Annotated in this window: 12 protein-coding genes and 2 pseudogenes; 2 read left to right on the top strand and 12 right to left on the bottom strand. The window is 26.4% G+C overall.

Features of this window, described 5'->3' with window-relative positions; all coding sequences use genetic code 11:
* Window positions 1–194 precede the first annotated feature (194 nt).
* Window positions 195–860: a hypothetical protein gene (locus tag IC213_RS08520; protein ID WP_227434480.1), complete on the top strand. Its 666-nt coding sequence runs from the start codon at window positions 195–197 to the stop codon at window positions 858–860.
* 441 nt (window positions 861–1,301) lie between these two features.
* Here IC213_RS08520 and IC213_RS08515 read toward each other — a convergent pair whose 3' ends face one another.
* The 11 genes and pseudogenes from IC213_RS08515 to IC213_RS08465 all read right to left on the bottom strand — a co-directional run bounded on the left by IC213_RS08515 (window position 1,302) and on the right by IC213_RS08465 (window position 13,104).
* On the bottom strand, window positions 1,302–1,508 hold the full coding sequence (locus tag IC213_RS08515; protein ID WP_227830823.1) for a hypothetical protein: 207 nt from the start codon (window positions 1,506–1,508) through the stop codon (window positions 1,302–1,304).
* A 139-nt stretch (window positions 1,509–1,647) separates the two neighbouring features.
* A pseudogene (tnpB, locus tag IC213_RS08510) lies at window positions 1,648–2,755 on the bottom strand (IS200/IS605 family element RNA-guided endonuclease TnpB).
* Window positions 2,756–2,762: 7 nt separating this feature from the next.
* Window positions 2,763–3,125 (bottom strand): annotated as a pseudogene (gene tnpA, locus IC213_RS08505) (IS200/IS605 family transposase).
* A 471-nt stretch (window positions 3,126–3,596) separates the two neighbouring features.
* The gene (gene ptsP / locus IC213_RS08500) at window positions 3,597–5,309 is read right to left on the bottom strand and encodes a phosphoenolpyruvate--protein phosphotransferase (protein WP_227434477.1); all 1,713 of its coding nucleotides are present in this window, start codon (window positions 5,307–5,309) and stop codon (window positions 3,597–3,599) included.
* A gap of 261 nt (window positions 5,310–5,570) precedes the next feature.
* The gene (locus tag IC213_RS08495; protein WP_003422895.1) at window positions 5,571–5,831 is read right to left on the bottom strand and encodes an HPr family phosphocarrier protein; all 261 of its coding nucleotides are present in this window, start codon (window positions 5,829–5,831) and stop codon (window positions 5,571–5,573) included.
* A 191-nt stretch (window positions 5,832–6,022) separates the two neighbouring features.
* A complete protein-coding gene (locus IC213_RS08490; protein ID WP_227830826.1) occupies window positions 6,023–7,234 on the bottom strand; it encodes a patatin-like phospholipase family protein in 1,212 nt (403 codons plus the stop codon).
* A gap of 230 nt (window positions 7,235–7,464) precedes the next feature.
* Window positions 7,465–9,198, bottom strand: a complete 1,734-nt coding sequence (locus tag IC213_RS08485; RefSeq protein WP_227824283.1) for an Eco57I restriction-modification methylase domain-containing protein — start codon at window positions 9,196–9,198, stop codon at window positions 7,465–7,467.
* 39 nt (window positions 9,199–9,237) lie between these two features.
* The gene (locus IC213_RS08480) at window positions 9,238–9,636 is read right to left on the bottom strand and encodes an RrF2 family transcriptional regulator (RefSeq protein ID WP_227434474.1); all 399 of its coding nucleotides are present in this window, start codon (window positions 9,634–9,636) and stop codon (window positions 9,238–9,240) included.
* Window positions 9,636–11,186, bottom strand: coding sequence for a GGDEF domain-containing phosphodiesterase (locus IC213_RS08475; protein WP_227434473.1), 1,551 nt, complete (start codon window positions 11,184–11,186; stop codon window positions 9,636–9,638). Before IC213_RS08475 ends, IC213_RS08480 begins: the two co-directional genes overlap by 1 nt.
* Before the next feature lie 325 nt (window positions 11,187–11,511).
* Entirely contained in the window at window positions 11,512–12,336 is an 825-nt protein-coding gene (locus tag IC213_RS08470) for an N-acetylmuramoyl-L-alanine amidase (RefSeq protein ID WP_227434472.1), read from the bottom strand.
* Window positions 12,337–12,459: 123 nt separating this feature from the next.
* Window positions 12,460–13,104, bottom strand: a complete 645-nt coding sequence (locus IC213_RS08465) for an undecaprenyl diphosphate synthase family protein (RefSeq protein ID WP_227482127.1) — start codon at window positions 13,102–13,104, stop codon at window positions 12,460–12,462.
* A gap of 138 nt (window positions 13,105–13,242) precedes the next feature.
* Between IC213_RS08465 and IC213_RS08460 the strand changes: the two genes are divergently transcribed.
* Complete coding sequence (locus tag IC213_RS08460; protein ID WP_227862996.1) at window positions 13,243–13,713, top strand: DUF4358 domain-containing protein; 471 nt, start codon at window positions 13,243–13,245, stop codon at window positions 13,711–13,713.
* 104 nt (window positions 13,714–13,817) lie between these two features.
* On the opposite strand, the gene IC213_RS21005 is transcribed toward IC213_RS08460, so the two are convergent.
* A complete protein-coding gene (locus tag IC213_RS21005) occupies window positions 13,818–13,940 on the bottom strand; it encodes a hypothetical protein (protein ID WP_255619065.1) in 123 nt (40 codons plus the stop codon).
* Window positions 13,941–14,034: the final 94 nt, after the last annotated feature.

Genomic DNA, 14,034 nt, shown 5'->3' with positions numbered 1-14,034 from the left:
GTAATAAAGTTAATAGTGGACATTTTTCATCCCATTAGTATATACTATTTATATTTAATACTCATTTATAGTTATTTTTTTCAATTTTTTCATCATTTACTATATCATATTCATTTAATTTATGATATTATTTAAGTATAATATAAGTTTTATAAAGTATATTAAATATATTATAAGATGGAGGTCGAGTAATTTTGAAAGGAAACATAGTACAATATAATTTTGCAGATATAGAGGAAGAAGTATATTCATTGGATTATGCTATAGCATGGAATATAGACGAGGAAAACGTAAACATTATACCATTTACAAATAAATTCTGTAAAGAATCTATAGAATCTTTTTGTTTAGGTAAAATTGACAACTTTGTTGAAATATTAAATGAAGGCTTTGTTGAAAATCATCATTATGTACATTTGGATAAGATGGTAAGTGTTCCTAAGAAAAAAGTTAATTTAGTATATCAACAAGACACATATGGTTCTCTTTTAAGAGATAGCAATAGTAATCTTATTCCTGTAAAAATAACTTCAGAACAATCTAAGTCTATATCAAATAAGGTTGATTTATTTTGTGCTGGTGAAGAAAAATGTTTAATTAATATATTACTAAAGGCTGACCCATCATATGTTTTGGATGTAGATAGCATAAAAGATAAAAACATCTTAAATTTAGGTTATGAATCTATTGATAGATACAAAGAATATAACTTTGATGATGATAAGATTTTAATATTTTTTATAAATAAAAAGCGTTATTCTGTAATTATGAAAAAAACAAATAATTCTAATGGAGATTTAGCTACTAGAAACAATGTTATTAAGGAGTTATTTGCTAATAAAGCAGGAAATATCAACTAATCTTAGGATTTTAATGTGATAATTTTTGATTAAATAATAATATACAAAGTGGGAGTAGAAAAATCTACTCCCACTTATTTATAATAAACAAATAAATCCCTGAATCTATTGAGTGATTATAATTTTTAGATTGTACTAGCTTACATTTTTAAATTTACATTTTAAAATTTAAGGTGCACTTTCTACTCTAAACTTTAATCTCTACATCAATATCATCAACTGTAACACTTACAATTAAATCTTTAATAATCAAACCTTAGACCATATATATTAAAACTCAAATTAAATTCAGGATTTATCTGGATATCACATTAGAATTATACATTCATATTCAATATCTTAAGTTCTTAATTTATTTTACCCTTAATTCTATTATTAAATACTTTTAATTATTTTTCAATATAATATCAAATTTTAACATTAATAATTTTAAGTTTAAATTTATTTCGTAAATCCAGATACTTTCCACACTCCACCATCATTTATAACATCAATATTAATATCAGAAAAACCTAACTTCCCACCAGCTTTTTCTACCCCATCATTGGCAAATATTACATTATAACTTCTTTTATCTTTTTCTTCTCCTAAATCCATTTTTTCTATATATACAATTGTATCGCTATTAATATAATCTGGTAAATTCATTTCAAATCTAGTATCAGTGAACTACCATCCACTTAACTACCTACGGTAATGTTTGAAGTGGTGGCTTCTTGGTCAAGATAACTATTGTTATCAGTATCTCCAAGCTATTGGGCTAGTTCCTAACCCTTATGATTACCATTTATATGGCTAAGTTTAGTAGATTGATACTTGCATTGATATCTCTATCGTGGAATGCTCCATACTCTGGACATTCCCATTCTCTTAGTCCTAAGTTCTTCACTAATGGATTTTTATATCCACATTTAGAACATATATCCACATTTAGAACATAATTGACTAGATGCGAAATTCTTATCTGCTACTATTATTTCTCTACCATACCAATTAGCTTTATATTCTAACATTCTTCTGAACTCCGACCAACTTGCTTCGCTTATAGCTTTCGCTAACTTATGATTTTTCACCATATTCTTTACCTTCAAGTCCTCAATAACTATAACTTGGTTTTCGTGTATTAGTTTAGTTGATAACTTATTTAGGAAATCTGCTCTTTGGTCTGATATCTTTTGATGCAACCTTGCTACCTTCAATCTTGCTTTATATCTATTATTGCTTCCTTTTTGTTTTCTTGATAAGTCCTTTTGTAGTTTAGTTAATCTTTTCTCTGATTTTCTAAAGTGTTTAGGATTATCTACTCTAAATCCATCGCTACATATTGCAAATTCTTTCAATCCAACATCTACACCTATTTTCTTATCAATAGTTTTTAGTTTCTCTATTTCAGTTTCTGCTAATATAGAAATATAATATCTATTACCTGGTGTTCTCGATATAGTACAACTCTTTATTTCTCCATCAAACATTCTATGTTGTTTTATCCTAACCATCGATTTTAGTTTAGGTAATTTTATATATCCATTTTCAATCCTTACAGTACCTTTTTGGTTGTTAGTAGTATAACTATGATAGTTTATTTTCTTAGATTTGAATTTAGGAAAACCTACTGATTTATCTCTAAAAAAGTTTTTATAGGCTTTATCTAAATTCATTTGTTCATTTGCTAGTGCTAAACTATCAACTTCTTTTAGGAACTCATATTCCTTTTTGTAATGTGCAGGTGTAGGATATTTTATTTTTTTAATATCTAAGTCCTTGTTTTCCTCATATGCTTTAATCCTATCGGATAACATAAGATTATATATAAGTCTGCTACATCCAAAAGTTTTAGCAAAATATTCTTTTTGTTCGCTATTTGGATATAATCTATATTTATATGCTCTTAGCATATTATCCCTACTTTCCTTGATTTTCTATGTATTGTTTTACAACATCCAATGGAGCTCCACCAGTTGTTACTAGACAATAACTTTTGCTCCAAAAGTATTATTTCCATAAGGACTTACGAATACTTGGAAATTCATTCTTTATTCTTCTACTTGATGCTGATTTATAAGCATTTAGGAGTTTAGATATCTCTGTATTTGGTTTTGCTTTGAATAACAAGTGCACATGGTCAATATCATGATTCCATTCTAGCAACTCCACTCCATAATTTGGGGAGATATCTACAAATATATCTTTTAGTCTATCTGATATAGAGTTATCTATTACTTTTCTTCTATATTTTATACACATAACTAAGTGATAGTGTAACAAAAATACTTAATGATTATTACTATCTAATTTCATTGTAGTTACTTCCTTTCAGTTTTTACTACTGATTTTATAATACAATACATTTTTTGAAAATCAAGTAAAATAAATAACCTATCGGTTAGGCTTACATCCTCCATCTCCTATGACGAGGAAGAGGAATTTCGCCATAGGAGGTTAAATATATACTCTTTAAACCATTCACCCTTAATATATATTACCATATTTCAAAAGTACATCCACATAACATTAATACATATTCAGGTGCAATTACCTAAAAAATAAGTCTACAAAAAACACAAACTATAATTAAAGTATTATAAATTTTAATTTATAATAATAAAAAAGCCATAGCGTATAAAATAAACTATGGCTTTTCTTTACTTATTGAGTTATTCATATTATTTATAACATATCTACATGGATATTTTATATAATATAAGTTTGTAAATTACATATTATATATTTTATAAATTACATGTTAAAAGTTGTTTCAATATATCTTTTTATTTCTTCCGCAGTACCCATATTAAGTACTTCATCAGCTAATTTTTTCATATCCGCTTCTTTAACTGAAGTTATTAATTTTCTAGCAGGAAGTATTGATATTGGAGACATAGAAAACTCGTCTAATCCCATACCTAAAAGTATTGGTATCATTTTTTGGTCTCCAGCAGATTCTCCACACATACCTGCCCATTTACCTTCTTTATGTGCATTATCTATAACTGTCTTTATAAGTCTTAAAACAGCTGGATTAAATTGATTATAAAGATAGCTTATCTTTTGATTCATTCTATCAACTGCACAAGTATATTGTATTAAATCATTAGTTCCTATTGAGAAGAAATCTACATGTTTAGCAAGTATATCAGATATTACAGCAGCAGATGGCACTTCTATCATCATACCGATTTCTACATCTTTAGCATAAGCTATACCTTCAGAATCAAGTTCTGCTAAAACTTCTTTTACAACTTCTTTAGCTTGTAATAATTCTTCTAAAGATGAAATCATAGGGAACATTATTCTCAATCTTCCATGAACACTTGCTCTATATAAAGCTCTTAATTGAGTCTTAAATATATCTGTTCTATCTAAACAAAGTCTTATTGCTCTGTAACCTAAAAATGGATTCATTTCAGGTTCCATAGTCAAGTAACTTAACTCTTTATCTCCACCTATATCTAATGTTCTTATAACTATAGGTTTACCTTCCATTCCTTCTAATACAGCTTTATAAGCTTCATATTGTATTTCCTCAGTTGGGAAAGAATCTCTATCCATATATAAAAATTCTGTTCTATAAAGACCAACACCTTCAGCATCATTCTTTATTAGACCTTCTATATCATTAGGAGTTCCTATATTACCAGCTAATTCAACGTGTTTCCCATCAAGAGTTACTGATTGCTTTCCTTTTAATAATTGTAATGCTTTTCTTTCCTCTTCATACTTAGCTTTTAACTCAGTATATTTGCTTATAGTTTCTTCATCTGGATTAACGATTACTTCACCAGTATCTCCATTGAAAACTACAAAATCTCCATCTTTAACATTTGAAGTTATATCACTTAGTCCAACGATTGCAGCGATTTCTAAGGTTCTAGACATTATAGCTGTATGAGAAGTTCTTCCACCTATGTCAGTTAAAAATCCTAAAACCATTTTTTTGTTCATAGTTGCTGTATCTGATGGAGTTAAATCATGTGCTATTAATACTACTTCTTCACTTAAAGCAGATAAATCAACAACTTTGATTCCTAGTATATGTCTAAGTATTCTATTTGTAACGTCCTTTATGTCTGCTGCTCTTTCTTTCATATATTCATTGTCCATAGACTCAAACATACTAACAAACATTTCTTTTATTTCATTTAAAGCATATTCTGCATTTACATTTTCAGTTTTGATTTTATCAATTGCAGAACCAATTAACTCTGGGTCTTCTAAAACTAATAAATGTGCTTCAAATATTTCTGCCTCTTCTTCTCCTAATTCTTGAGAAGCTTTTTCCTTAACTTTTATTAATTCTTCTTTAGAAACTACAACTGCATTTTCTAATTTAGCAACTTCCGCTTCAACATTATCTATAGTTTTTTTCTCAATTACTAATTCACTATGCTCAACTACTAACGCTTTCCCTAAAGCAATACCAGGAGAAGCTCCTATTCCTTTGTAAGCCATAACCCTACCTCCTAAAAATATCTTCTGTATTTTGATTCCAAATTTATAATTAAAAATATCTTACTTATTTCATCATTTAAAATATTTATATTTTCATACCCAATTAATAATAATCTTAATCTTCTGATTAAATAAACATGAAAGTAACAAAGAAACTAAATATTTACAAACTTTTGTCTGTATATTTTTAATGTTTCTCTGTTACTTTTACTCTAAGCAATGATTAGATTATAAATACCAAATTTTTAGAAATTATTATATCTACTCTCCAAATCCACTTTCAACTAATTCAACCATTGCTGCTAAAGCTACTTCTTCATCTTCTCCATTTACAACTAATTTTAATTCTTCTCCTTGAGCTAAACCTAAACTCATTATTCCCATGATTGATTTTGCATTTACAGTTTTGTCTTTTGCCACAACTTCTACTGTTGATTTAAACTCAGCAGCCTTCTTAACAAACATTCCTGCTGGTCTAGCATGTAATCCACTTGCATTTTTGATACTAACTACTTTTTCCATTTTTTAAATCCTCCTATAAACCTAACATTTTATATTTTTTAAAATTGTTTTCCTATTTTTTACTTTAATGGCACTTAGTGGTACTTTTTTGTCCTATGGTCATTTTTTGTTCCCACTAGTGCTACAAAAATATTATACTACTAATATACACTTTTTTCGAGTATAATTACAAATTTTTTTTTGTTTTTTATTTAACTTTGACTTTTTAAGTCTTTTATAATACAATTTGTCAATAATTTTGTGTTTTTGTTCTTTTTAATACTGATTTTAGGTCTAACTTCAAAATTTGATGCTAAATTCTTATTAGAATCAATATTTGTATTTACAACATCTATAACCTTATTAAAATCATATAATTTTACCCTATTTATACTATTTTCTTCAAGTTTTTTCTCATATACACAGTAAAATAAATCTTTATATGAAAAATTTTTGGGTAAACCAAGTGTCTCACCAAGCTTTGGTATTACATTTTCCATAACAGTTCTAAGCGAAACATCTCTTTTTATATTCAATAAGTTACAAATACATTGTATTGTTTCATTACTCATTCTTCTAAATCTATCAAAACAATACTCTTCATCATACTTATACTCTACATCAAAGTAATACTTAATACCATCGCATCTTTCATAAGCTTTCATAGTATCTAAATATCCTAATCGAATATTTTTTTCTACATTATCTCTATCTTTATTAAGAGAACCGCCTAAATATTCTGATGGTATTATGGTTTTTATATTTATATTTTGATGTTTATTTAGGTTCATTTTTCCAAGAAAATCATCAATTAACCTAATTACAACAACATCTTCATATCCTTTATCTTCTAAAAGCCCTATTGGCATATTATCACAAAACATTCCATCCAAATACAATTTATCATCCATTACATTTGTTTGGAAAATAGGCAAACTAGAACTAGCAATTAAATAATCAACCAATCTACCTTGTGGCATATCTTCTATATACAATGGATGAGGATTAATTTTTTTATCCCACCAAACCGTAACAAGTCCAAAGTCTTTTTTTGATTTTCTTATTATATCTTCATTTAATGTAGTTTCCATCAAGTGTCTTAATGGGCTTATATCTATACCTTCATTTTTTCTGGCTTTATTTATAAGTTCAAAAACTGCATTGATATTTTTCGTAGTAAAATCTACATTTTTAAATCTCTCATAGCTTTCTTTGTCAATATTCATAAAATGAGTATAATCATAGTTTAGCCATATATCTTCCATTACCTCAATATCGTTTTGAATTATATATGCTCCATTCAAAGCCCCAATTGATGTTCCTGTTACTCCTTGAAATTCTATACCAAGTTCTCTTAAAGCTTTATACGCACCTATTTGATAAGCTCCTTTTGTTCCTCCACCTTCTAAAACTAATCCTTTCATATTATCACCTACTATTTAAAGCGTTCCTAATTTATATTCCTCAGCAAATATTAATTCAAAAAACTACTTTTAGCTATTGGAGAAAAATAAAATTGTACAAATTTATTTTTATTTTATCAAAAAAATATTCAAAAGTATATATTTTTAATATTTTTTATATGGTTAACTTTTTCTTTATCAATTTAGATAAATTATTAACATTCAACATATTTTTTCATATCCATACTTATTTATATTCCCAAAGAATCTATTACTAATTTATCTATTTTTATCTGCAATTTTTCTACTCTGTCTTTGTCTATTGTTTCATTTAATAAAATTGATATTATTTGTTTTGATAAATCCTCTATTGCTTCATAATTATTATCTCTAAAAATTCTTATCTTCATAACCTTATTAGGATAATAATCATATATATTTTTACTCATTTTTTTAGCTGTTATTTTAAAGTATTTATCATATACACTAGAATTTAAAATTCCAACTAAATATTCATATGAAAATTTATCTAAATACTCATCTTTTATGAAAAAAGAATATACATCTGCACTTGAAAAATTATTATCATAATCTATAGCAAACCTATTTTCTTTGGATTTATATGGATACATTATCTTTTTTCTTTCGAAAAAAAGCTTTTCTCTACCCCATTGAAGCTCATACCACTTTCTTATTCCACTTTTACATTCTCTTCTGTTTTCTAATTTAGTCTTATACACACCTATAATTTCATCAAGTATTTTTTTGTTTTTAACCTCGTCATCTATATCATTTGAGTATATTAACTTATATTTACTTTTCTCTACTACATACTTGTTTATATTTTTGCTTTTTATCCAATCTTTTAAAAGCTTCTCATCTACAAAATTTAACTTTAAATCCCCTTCACTTAAAATAAAAGCCTTATCACATCCTGTAATTATGCCTTGAAAGCTTACAGCTATGTCTTCTAGGCTATATTTACCTTTTTCTTGTATTTTATTATAAAAAGATTCATTATCCTTATTTACAATTATCCATTCATCAGAAAGCAAGTTTTGATTTATATTAAAATATTCAAATTTACTACTATTTAAAAGTTCTTCTAGTGTTTCAAATTTATTTATAGATACATCTTCATTCTTTATTCTAAATATATCTATAGGCGTATCATTCAATTTTTTTTTATTAAAAGTAAGAATACAACTAGAAACACCTATATTTTTAAATATATTTGCACCCAAAAAATCTACTATTTCTTTAATATTAACATTTGACTTAATATAATCTCTCAAATCTTTTCCTGACAAACTTTCTAAGAAATATCTCGGCGTTATAACACTTCCAGTTCCTCCACATTTTAAGATATCTATAATCTTTTTATAAAAACAAAAATATAAGTCAGCTTTATCTTTATAAACTTCACTGTACTTTTCTAAAAGAAATTTTTTATATTTTTTTTCAAGTTTTTTATGTCCAATATACGGAGGATTACCAACTATGTAATCAAACTTATATCGCCAGTTTTTCTTTAGACTATCACAACAAAATAGGTTGATTTTAATACCTTCATCTTTTAAATCATTCGTTGTCTTTTTGTTTTTTAAGCTATCCTTTAGTATATTTATAGCATTTTCATCGATATCAGCACCATATATACAATAGTTCAATATATGATTGTGTATATTATCAATCTGCCAATAATTTTCATCATATTTATTTTTTAATTCATAAATATTTTTTTCAAATAAGTCATATAAAATATCATATACTTCCAAAAGAAAGTTCCCACATCCACAAGATATGTCAAGAATTCTCGGATATGGATTTTTAATTATATCGTGATTTCTCAAGGTTTTTTTAACAATATAATCGACAATGATTTTAGGTGTATAGTATATTCCACCTGCTTTTTTAGTATCTACATCTAAACTATTCTCATACTCTTTAGATAATAGAAAATTATCTTGAGATATATCATCCATAACTGAAAACCTCCAACTATTAGCTAAGCTAAAAATTTATTATTCTAATATCTGTCTTATAGATTTTCTTGATAAAAGTTTATAGATTTCTTTTTCTATCTCTAGTAATTCCTGATTTACCTTGCAACCTTTTAAACAATTACTACAATTAGATACATATCTAGTACATTTATTTATATATATTTTCCCATCAATTATTTCTACAATTGTTCTCAAACTTATTGTATCCAATGATACATTTAACATGTATTTCTTTCCATCTTCTTTATTAAAAGTAAGTAAATTATTTGCACAAAGTTTTCTAAGTAGTTTATATAGTGTTAATATTGGTATATCTTCATTCTTTAATATTGTTTTGACATCTATTGGATTATTTTCTCCATTATTAAATATAGCTCTTACAATTCTTATTGCATAATCTACGTCTTCTGAAATCATTATTCCACCTCCTCAACTGCCATATATTCTTTCAAAAGACTCTCTTCTAAACTTATATTACTTCTTCCAGTAAGAAGTTCCTTGTAACTACATTCATCTATTGGCTTAGAAAATACATAACCTTGTATAAAATTACATCCCATATTATTTAAAACTTTAACTTGTTCCATATCCTCTACACCTTCACATATAACAGCTAGATTTAAATCGTGCGAAAGATTAACAATGGCTTTTATCATAACCTTTGTTTTTGAGTTGGTTACTATATCTAATATAAGTGACCTATCAATTTTTATAACATCTACTGGTATCCCCTTAAGATTGATAAAATTTGAGTTCCCTATGCCAAAGTCATCCAATGATATATTCATACCTAAAGATTTAATTTCATAAAGTCTCTCACTAATAAATTTTACATCATTTAAAGCTGTTGTTTCTGTTATTTCTATTTCTACAAGTTTTCTAGGAACATTATATGTATCAAACATCGACTTAAAAAAATCTACTAAATCATTCTTATAAAGTTCTACTCTAGATAAATTTATTGAAACTGGTAAAACATTTATCCCTTCTGAAATCCATTTATCAATAGTAATAAAAACTTCTTCAATCACCCATCTACCAATATTATTTATCAAACCACTTTTCTCAGCTATAGGTATAAAATTATTTGGAGCAACCATACCTAAGGTTGGATGAATCCATCTTATTAATGCTTCTGAACCTATAATTTTATTTGTACTTGAATCAAATTTAGGTTGGTAGTGAATTATGAACTCTTTGTTTTTAATAGCTAAAAATAAATCTTGTTCTATTTTCATAAGTGATTTTATTTCTTTTTCCATAGCATCATCAAATTCAACATATTCTATATGCTTTAATCCTTTTGATTTAATTCTTGCCATATCAGCATTATCTATGGCTTTTTTTATGTCAATTTCATCATTATTAAATTTATAAATACCAATAGAAGCTTCAATGTTTATATTCATTTTAAAACTATCTATCTGACTCAAGGTCACAATTTTATTTTTAATAAGGTTTGCCAAATTAGGAATCTTTTCATCTCTATCTTCAAGTTTTATTATTAATAAAAAGACATCGCTTTTTAACTTTCCATAAATAGCTTCATTTCCAAAATAATTTTTTAAGTTGTTTGAGATATTGTCTAATGCTTCATCCCCTAGCTTATAACCATATATCTCATTTATAAGTTTAAGTCTGCATAAATCAAAGCATGCTAACACACAATTTTCTCTCTTATTAGCAAATATATAACTTTGAATATGTTGTAAAAAGTCATCATCCTTAGTGATGTTTATAAGTTTATCCAAATTACTTGTGATATCTAAATTAATTTCGTCTTCATATGCCTTAACCTTAAGGTATGAAATAAACATACTTATGCTAAATAAGATTAATAAAAGCAAAATTTGACTCTTAATGTCTATTCCAATATGCTTCGTAAGTAAAACTATTCCCAAAACACCAATTATAATAAAAACTATTTTATTTAACCAACAAATTTTCATTATACTTTTTTTATTCATATAAATTCCCCTATATTATTTTTTAAATTATTTTACAATCAAACTTTTTTTATATTATATATTAATTATAAGGCACAATTGCTAGTAAATCAATCTAACTTAAAATCACATATAAATAACTCCATTTCTACGATTTTATTTCTCTATTTTTTTCAAATACCAACTAATTTTGACAAAAAAAACTATGAAGACAGACATACATAAAACAGTCTGTAGTTTCATAGTTCTTGAATCTAAATAATCTTTTCAGTATGAAATCATACTTTTAATATAATTCACACCTTTGCATTTTTAATTTAACTTTTACATTTAGATAGTAATTAAATTATTTGTTTCCCTTAGAATCCAAATATGAAAGTATACCTTGAACAATTCCCTCTGTAAGTTGCTCTTGATATTTCGCATTTATTATTTTTTGCTCTTCTGAAGGCGTTGTTAAAAAACCACACTCTATTAATATAGCTGGCATATTTGATTCTCTAAGTACTTCAAAATTATTTTCAATTATTCCCCTATCCCTTACTTTAACATAAGATGCTATTGTACTTTGAACTGTTTGTGCAAATTCTTTTGAGCCATCTGTAGCTTTATTTCTATACCATGTTTCTATACCCGTTGCTGTATTTCCATTTTTTTCTGCATTTAAGTGTATAGAAACAAGTACATCAGCAGAGCTATTTTTTGCTAAGTTTACTCTATCCATTAATGATACATATGTATCATCAGTTCTAGATACAACTACTTGAATGTCCTTTTGCTTAGCTAATTTATTTGCTAATTTCTTTGAAATTTGTAAAGTGAGGTCTTTTTCATATCTGTTACTAGTTTTACTTTGAGTTCCTTTATCATTTCCTCCATGACCTGGGTCTATAAATACAGTATATTTTTTGTTTTTATTTTCGTTTTCATCACCAAGGTCAAATTGTTCTGAGTCAACTTTTTGTTGTTGATTTGCTTTATTATTTTTATCCATCCCTTTGACCAAAGCTACTACACCTTGAGTAGCCTTAAATGCAATAAATAAAAATAACGCTGTAAAGCAAATCAGTACTACTAACTTTTTTTTATTTATTTTTCTTTTTTTTCTATTTAGATAGCTGGTATTTTTAGATTTGTTTCTTGAATTATTGTTATTATTGCTTTTCGACATTTCTTCACCCTTCTTGGTATAGATTTTTACATTTTTTCATATTATTAGTGTTATTTTACCACCAAGAAGTTTTTTTTTCAATAATTTAAAATACTCTACAATCTAAAAACTGAAATTTCTTAATTATCCGCCTAAAGTGACATCTTGTGTATCATACCAACTAAAGGCATCTTTTATATCATCACCTTTGAAATCTGGCCAATAATTATCTATAACATAAAAGTCTGCATAAATTGATTGCACAGGCAAGAAACCGCTTAATCTGCGTCTTCCTCCCCATCTAATTATCAAATCCAGTCTTGACACATCAAATGACTGTATGTAATCCTGTATGTTATTCTTATTTACATTTTCTACTCCTGATATATTATTTAAATCCCAATACCATCCATAATTTACCAGTAAATTTGCTCTTATCTGTCCATCTTTAGCTTGAATTCGATTTGTATATGGTAATAATTCTTCTGGGAACATTGGAGATTTTGTGTTTCCAACAACTAGTAAAGCTGCACCTTCTTCTATCAATATATTTGCTGCATCAATACATGCTTTTGTAAACGCTTTTGTCTGGACTGATGGACGTCTTGTATTATCAGTTGTAAATCCATAAAAAGTTACTTCTTCACAACCTAAATCTCTACATAATCTATAAGATTCTAGTCCAGGATTTATTCCACTTTCATATCCTCTATCCTTTGTCATTCCATTTTGACTTGCCCATCTTCTGTTTCCATCTGGGATAATTCCTACATGTTTTGGTACTCTCATTTTTAATCACCTCTTAATAGGTATTATTATCAAATTCTTACATTATTAATCAAAACTGTAACATTAAATACATTTATTTTTATATAATTATGTAGTAAACTAAATTAAGATAGAGTTAAAAAAACTTGGAGGTTTCTCATGAAAAAAATTTTAATGTTGTTTTTTTCAATAATCTTATCCTTTGGAATGGTTAGTTGTTCTTCAAGTAGCGATTATAAAAACGTTTCTACATCAAAAATTGAAAAAGCATTAAAGTCTTCTGATTTGCTTATAAAAGAATCAAAAATTTTTGATGCAAAAGAATTTAATTATTTTAACGATGTAGAAGAAGACATTACACAAGGTTTTGTAATCAATTCTTCTGAAAAATTATATCTAGAAGATATCATTGTCATAAAAACTGACGATGTAAATAAAATCTATAAAACTCTAGAAAATTATAAAAGAGACATGATTCAAGCACCTTTTGGAGAAGGACATGGAGAAAAAAACAATTCTGAAATAGCAAACAGTACTATTGTTGAAAAAGCAGGTAAATATGTTTATTTGATTTCCGCAGAAAATGCATCTCAAATAGAGGACAAAATACTGAGTATCATAAAAAAATAAATATCTTTATTGATGTTTATTAAATATCAATGTAATTTTTATATAAATAAATTTATTTTATCAAAAATTACATTGATATTTTTTATTTATTCAATTAGTATCATTTAACCCTCTTTGATATTTATATTTTTCTTTTTTCCTAAAACTAAACTTATTAATATCAAATCGACCATAATTACAGTCAATACTAAGTATGTCATCCATGCTAATGTATATCCACCAGACATATCATATAGTTAGTTAGTTTCTATTTCTGCAATTTCTCCCAATACTTCTTCAAGCTGTAATTTATATGCTTCCTTTAATTTATCATTTATACCA

Source organism: Clostridioides sp. ES-S-0049-02 (assembly GCF_020658465.1).
In the GTDB taxonomy this organism is placed as follows: Bacteria; Bacillota; Clostridia; order Peptostreptococcales; family Peptostreptococcaceae; genus Clostridioides.
The sequence above is the reverse complement of the archived record's forward strand: the minus strand, read 5'-3'. Positions and strand labels throughout refer to the sequence as shown.

Coding starts and splice junctions, on each gene's coding strand:
- IC213_RS08475 (WP_227434473.1), bottom strand. CDS start 11,186: ATGAATAAAAAAAGTATAATGAAAATTTGTTGGTTAAATAAAATAGTT.
- IC213_RS08485 (WP_227824283.1), bottom strand. CDS start 9,198: ATGGATGATATATCTCAAGATAATTTTCTATTATCTAAAGAGTATGAG.
- IC213_RS08460 (WP_227862996.1), top strand. CDS start 13,243: ATGAAAAAAATTTTAATGTTGTTTTTTTCAATAATCTTATCCTTTGGA.
- IC213_RS08465 (WP_227482127.1), bottom strand. CDS start 13,104: ATGAGAGTACCAAAACATGTAGGAATTATCCCAGATGGAAACAGAAGA.
- IC213_RS08480 (WP_227434474.1), bottom strand. CDS start 9,636: ATGATTTCAGAAGACGTAGATTATGCAATAAGAATTGTAAGAGCTATA.
- ptsP (WP_227434477.1), bottom strand. CDS start 5,309: ATGGCTTACAAAGGAATAGGAGCTTCTCCTGGTATTGCTTTAGGGAAA.
- IC213_RS08495 (WP_003422895.1), bottom strand. CDS start 5,831: ATGGAAAAAGTAGTTAGTATCAAAAATGCAAGTGGATTACATGCTAGA.
- IC213_RS08490 (WP_227830826.1), bottom strand. CDS start 7,234: ATGAAAGGATTAGTTTTAGAAGGTGGAGGAACAAAAGGAGCTTATCAA.
- IC213_RS08515 (WP_227830823.1), bottom strand. CDS start 1,508: ATGAATTTACCAGATTATATTAATAGCGATACAATTGTATATATAGAA.
- IC213_RS21005 (WP_255619065.1), bottom strand. CDS start 13,940: ATGTCTGGTGGATATACATTAGCATGGATGACATACTTAGTATTGACT.
- IC213_RS08470 (WP_227434472.1), bottom strand. CDS start 12,336: ATGTCGAAAAGCAATAATAACAATAATTCAAGAAACAAATCTAAAAAT.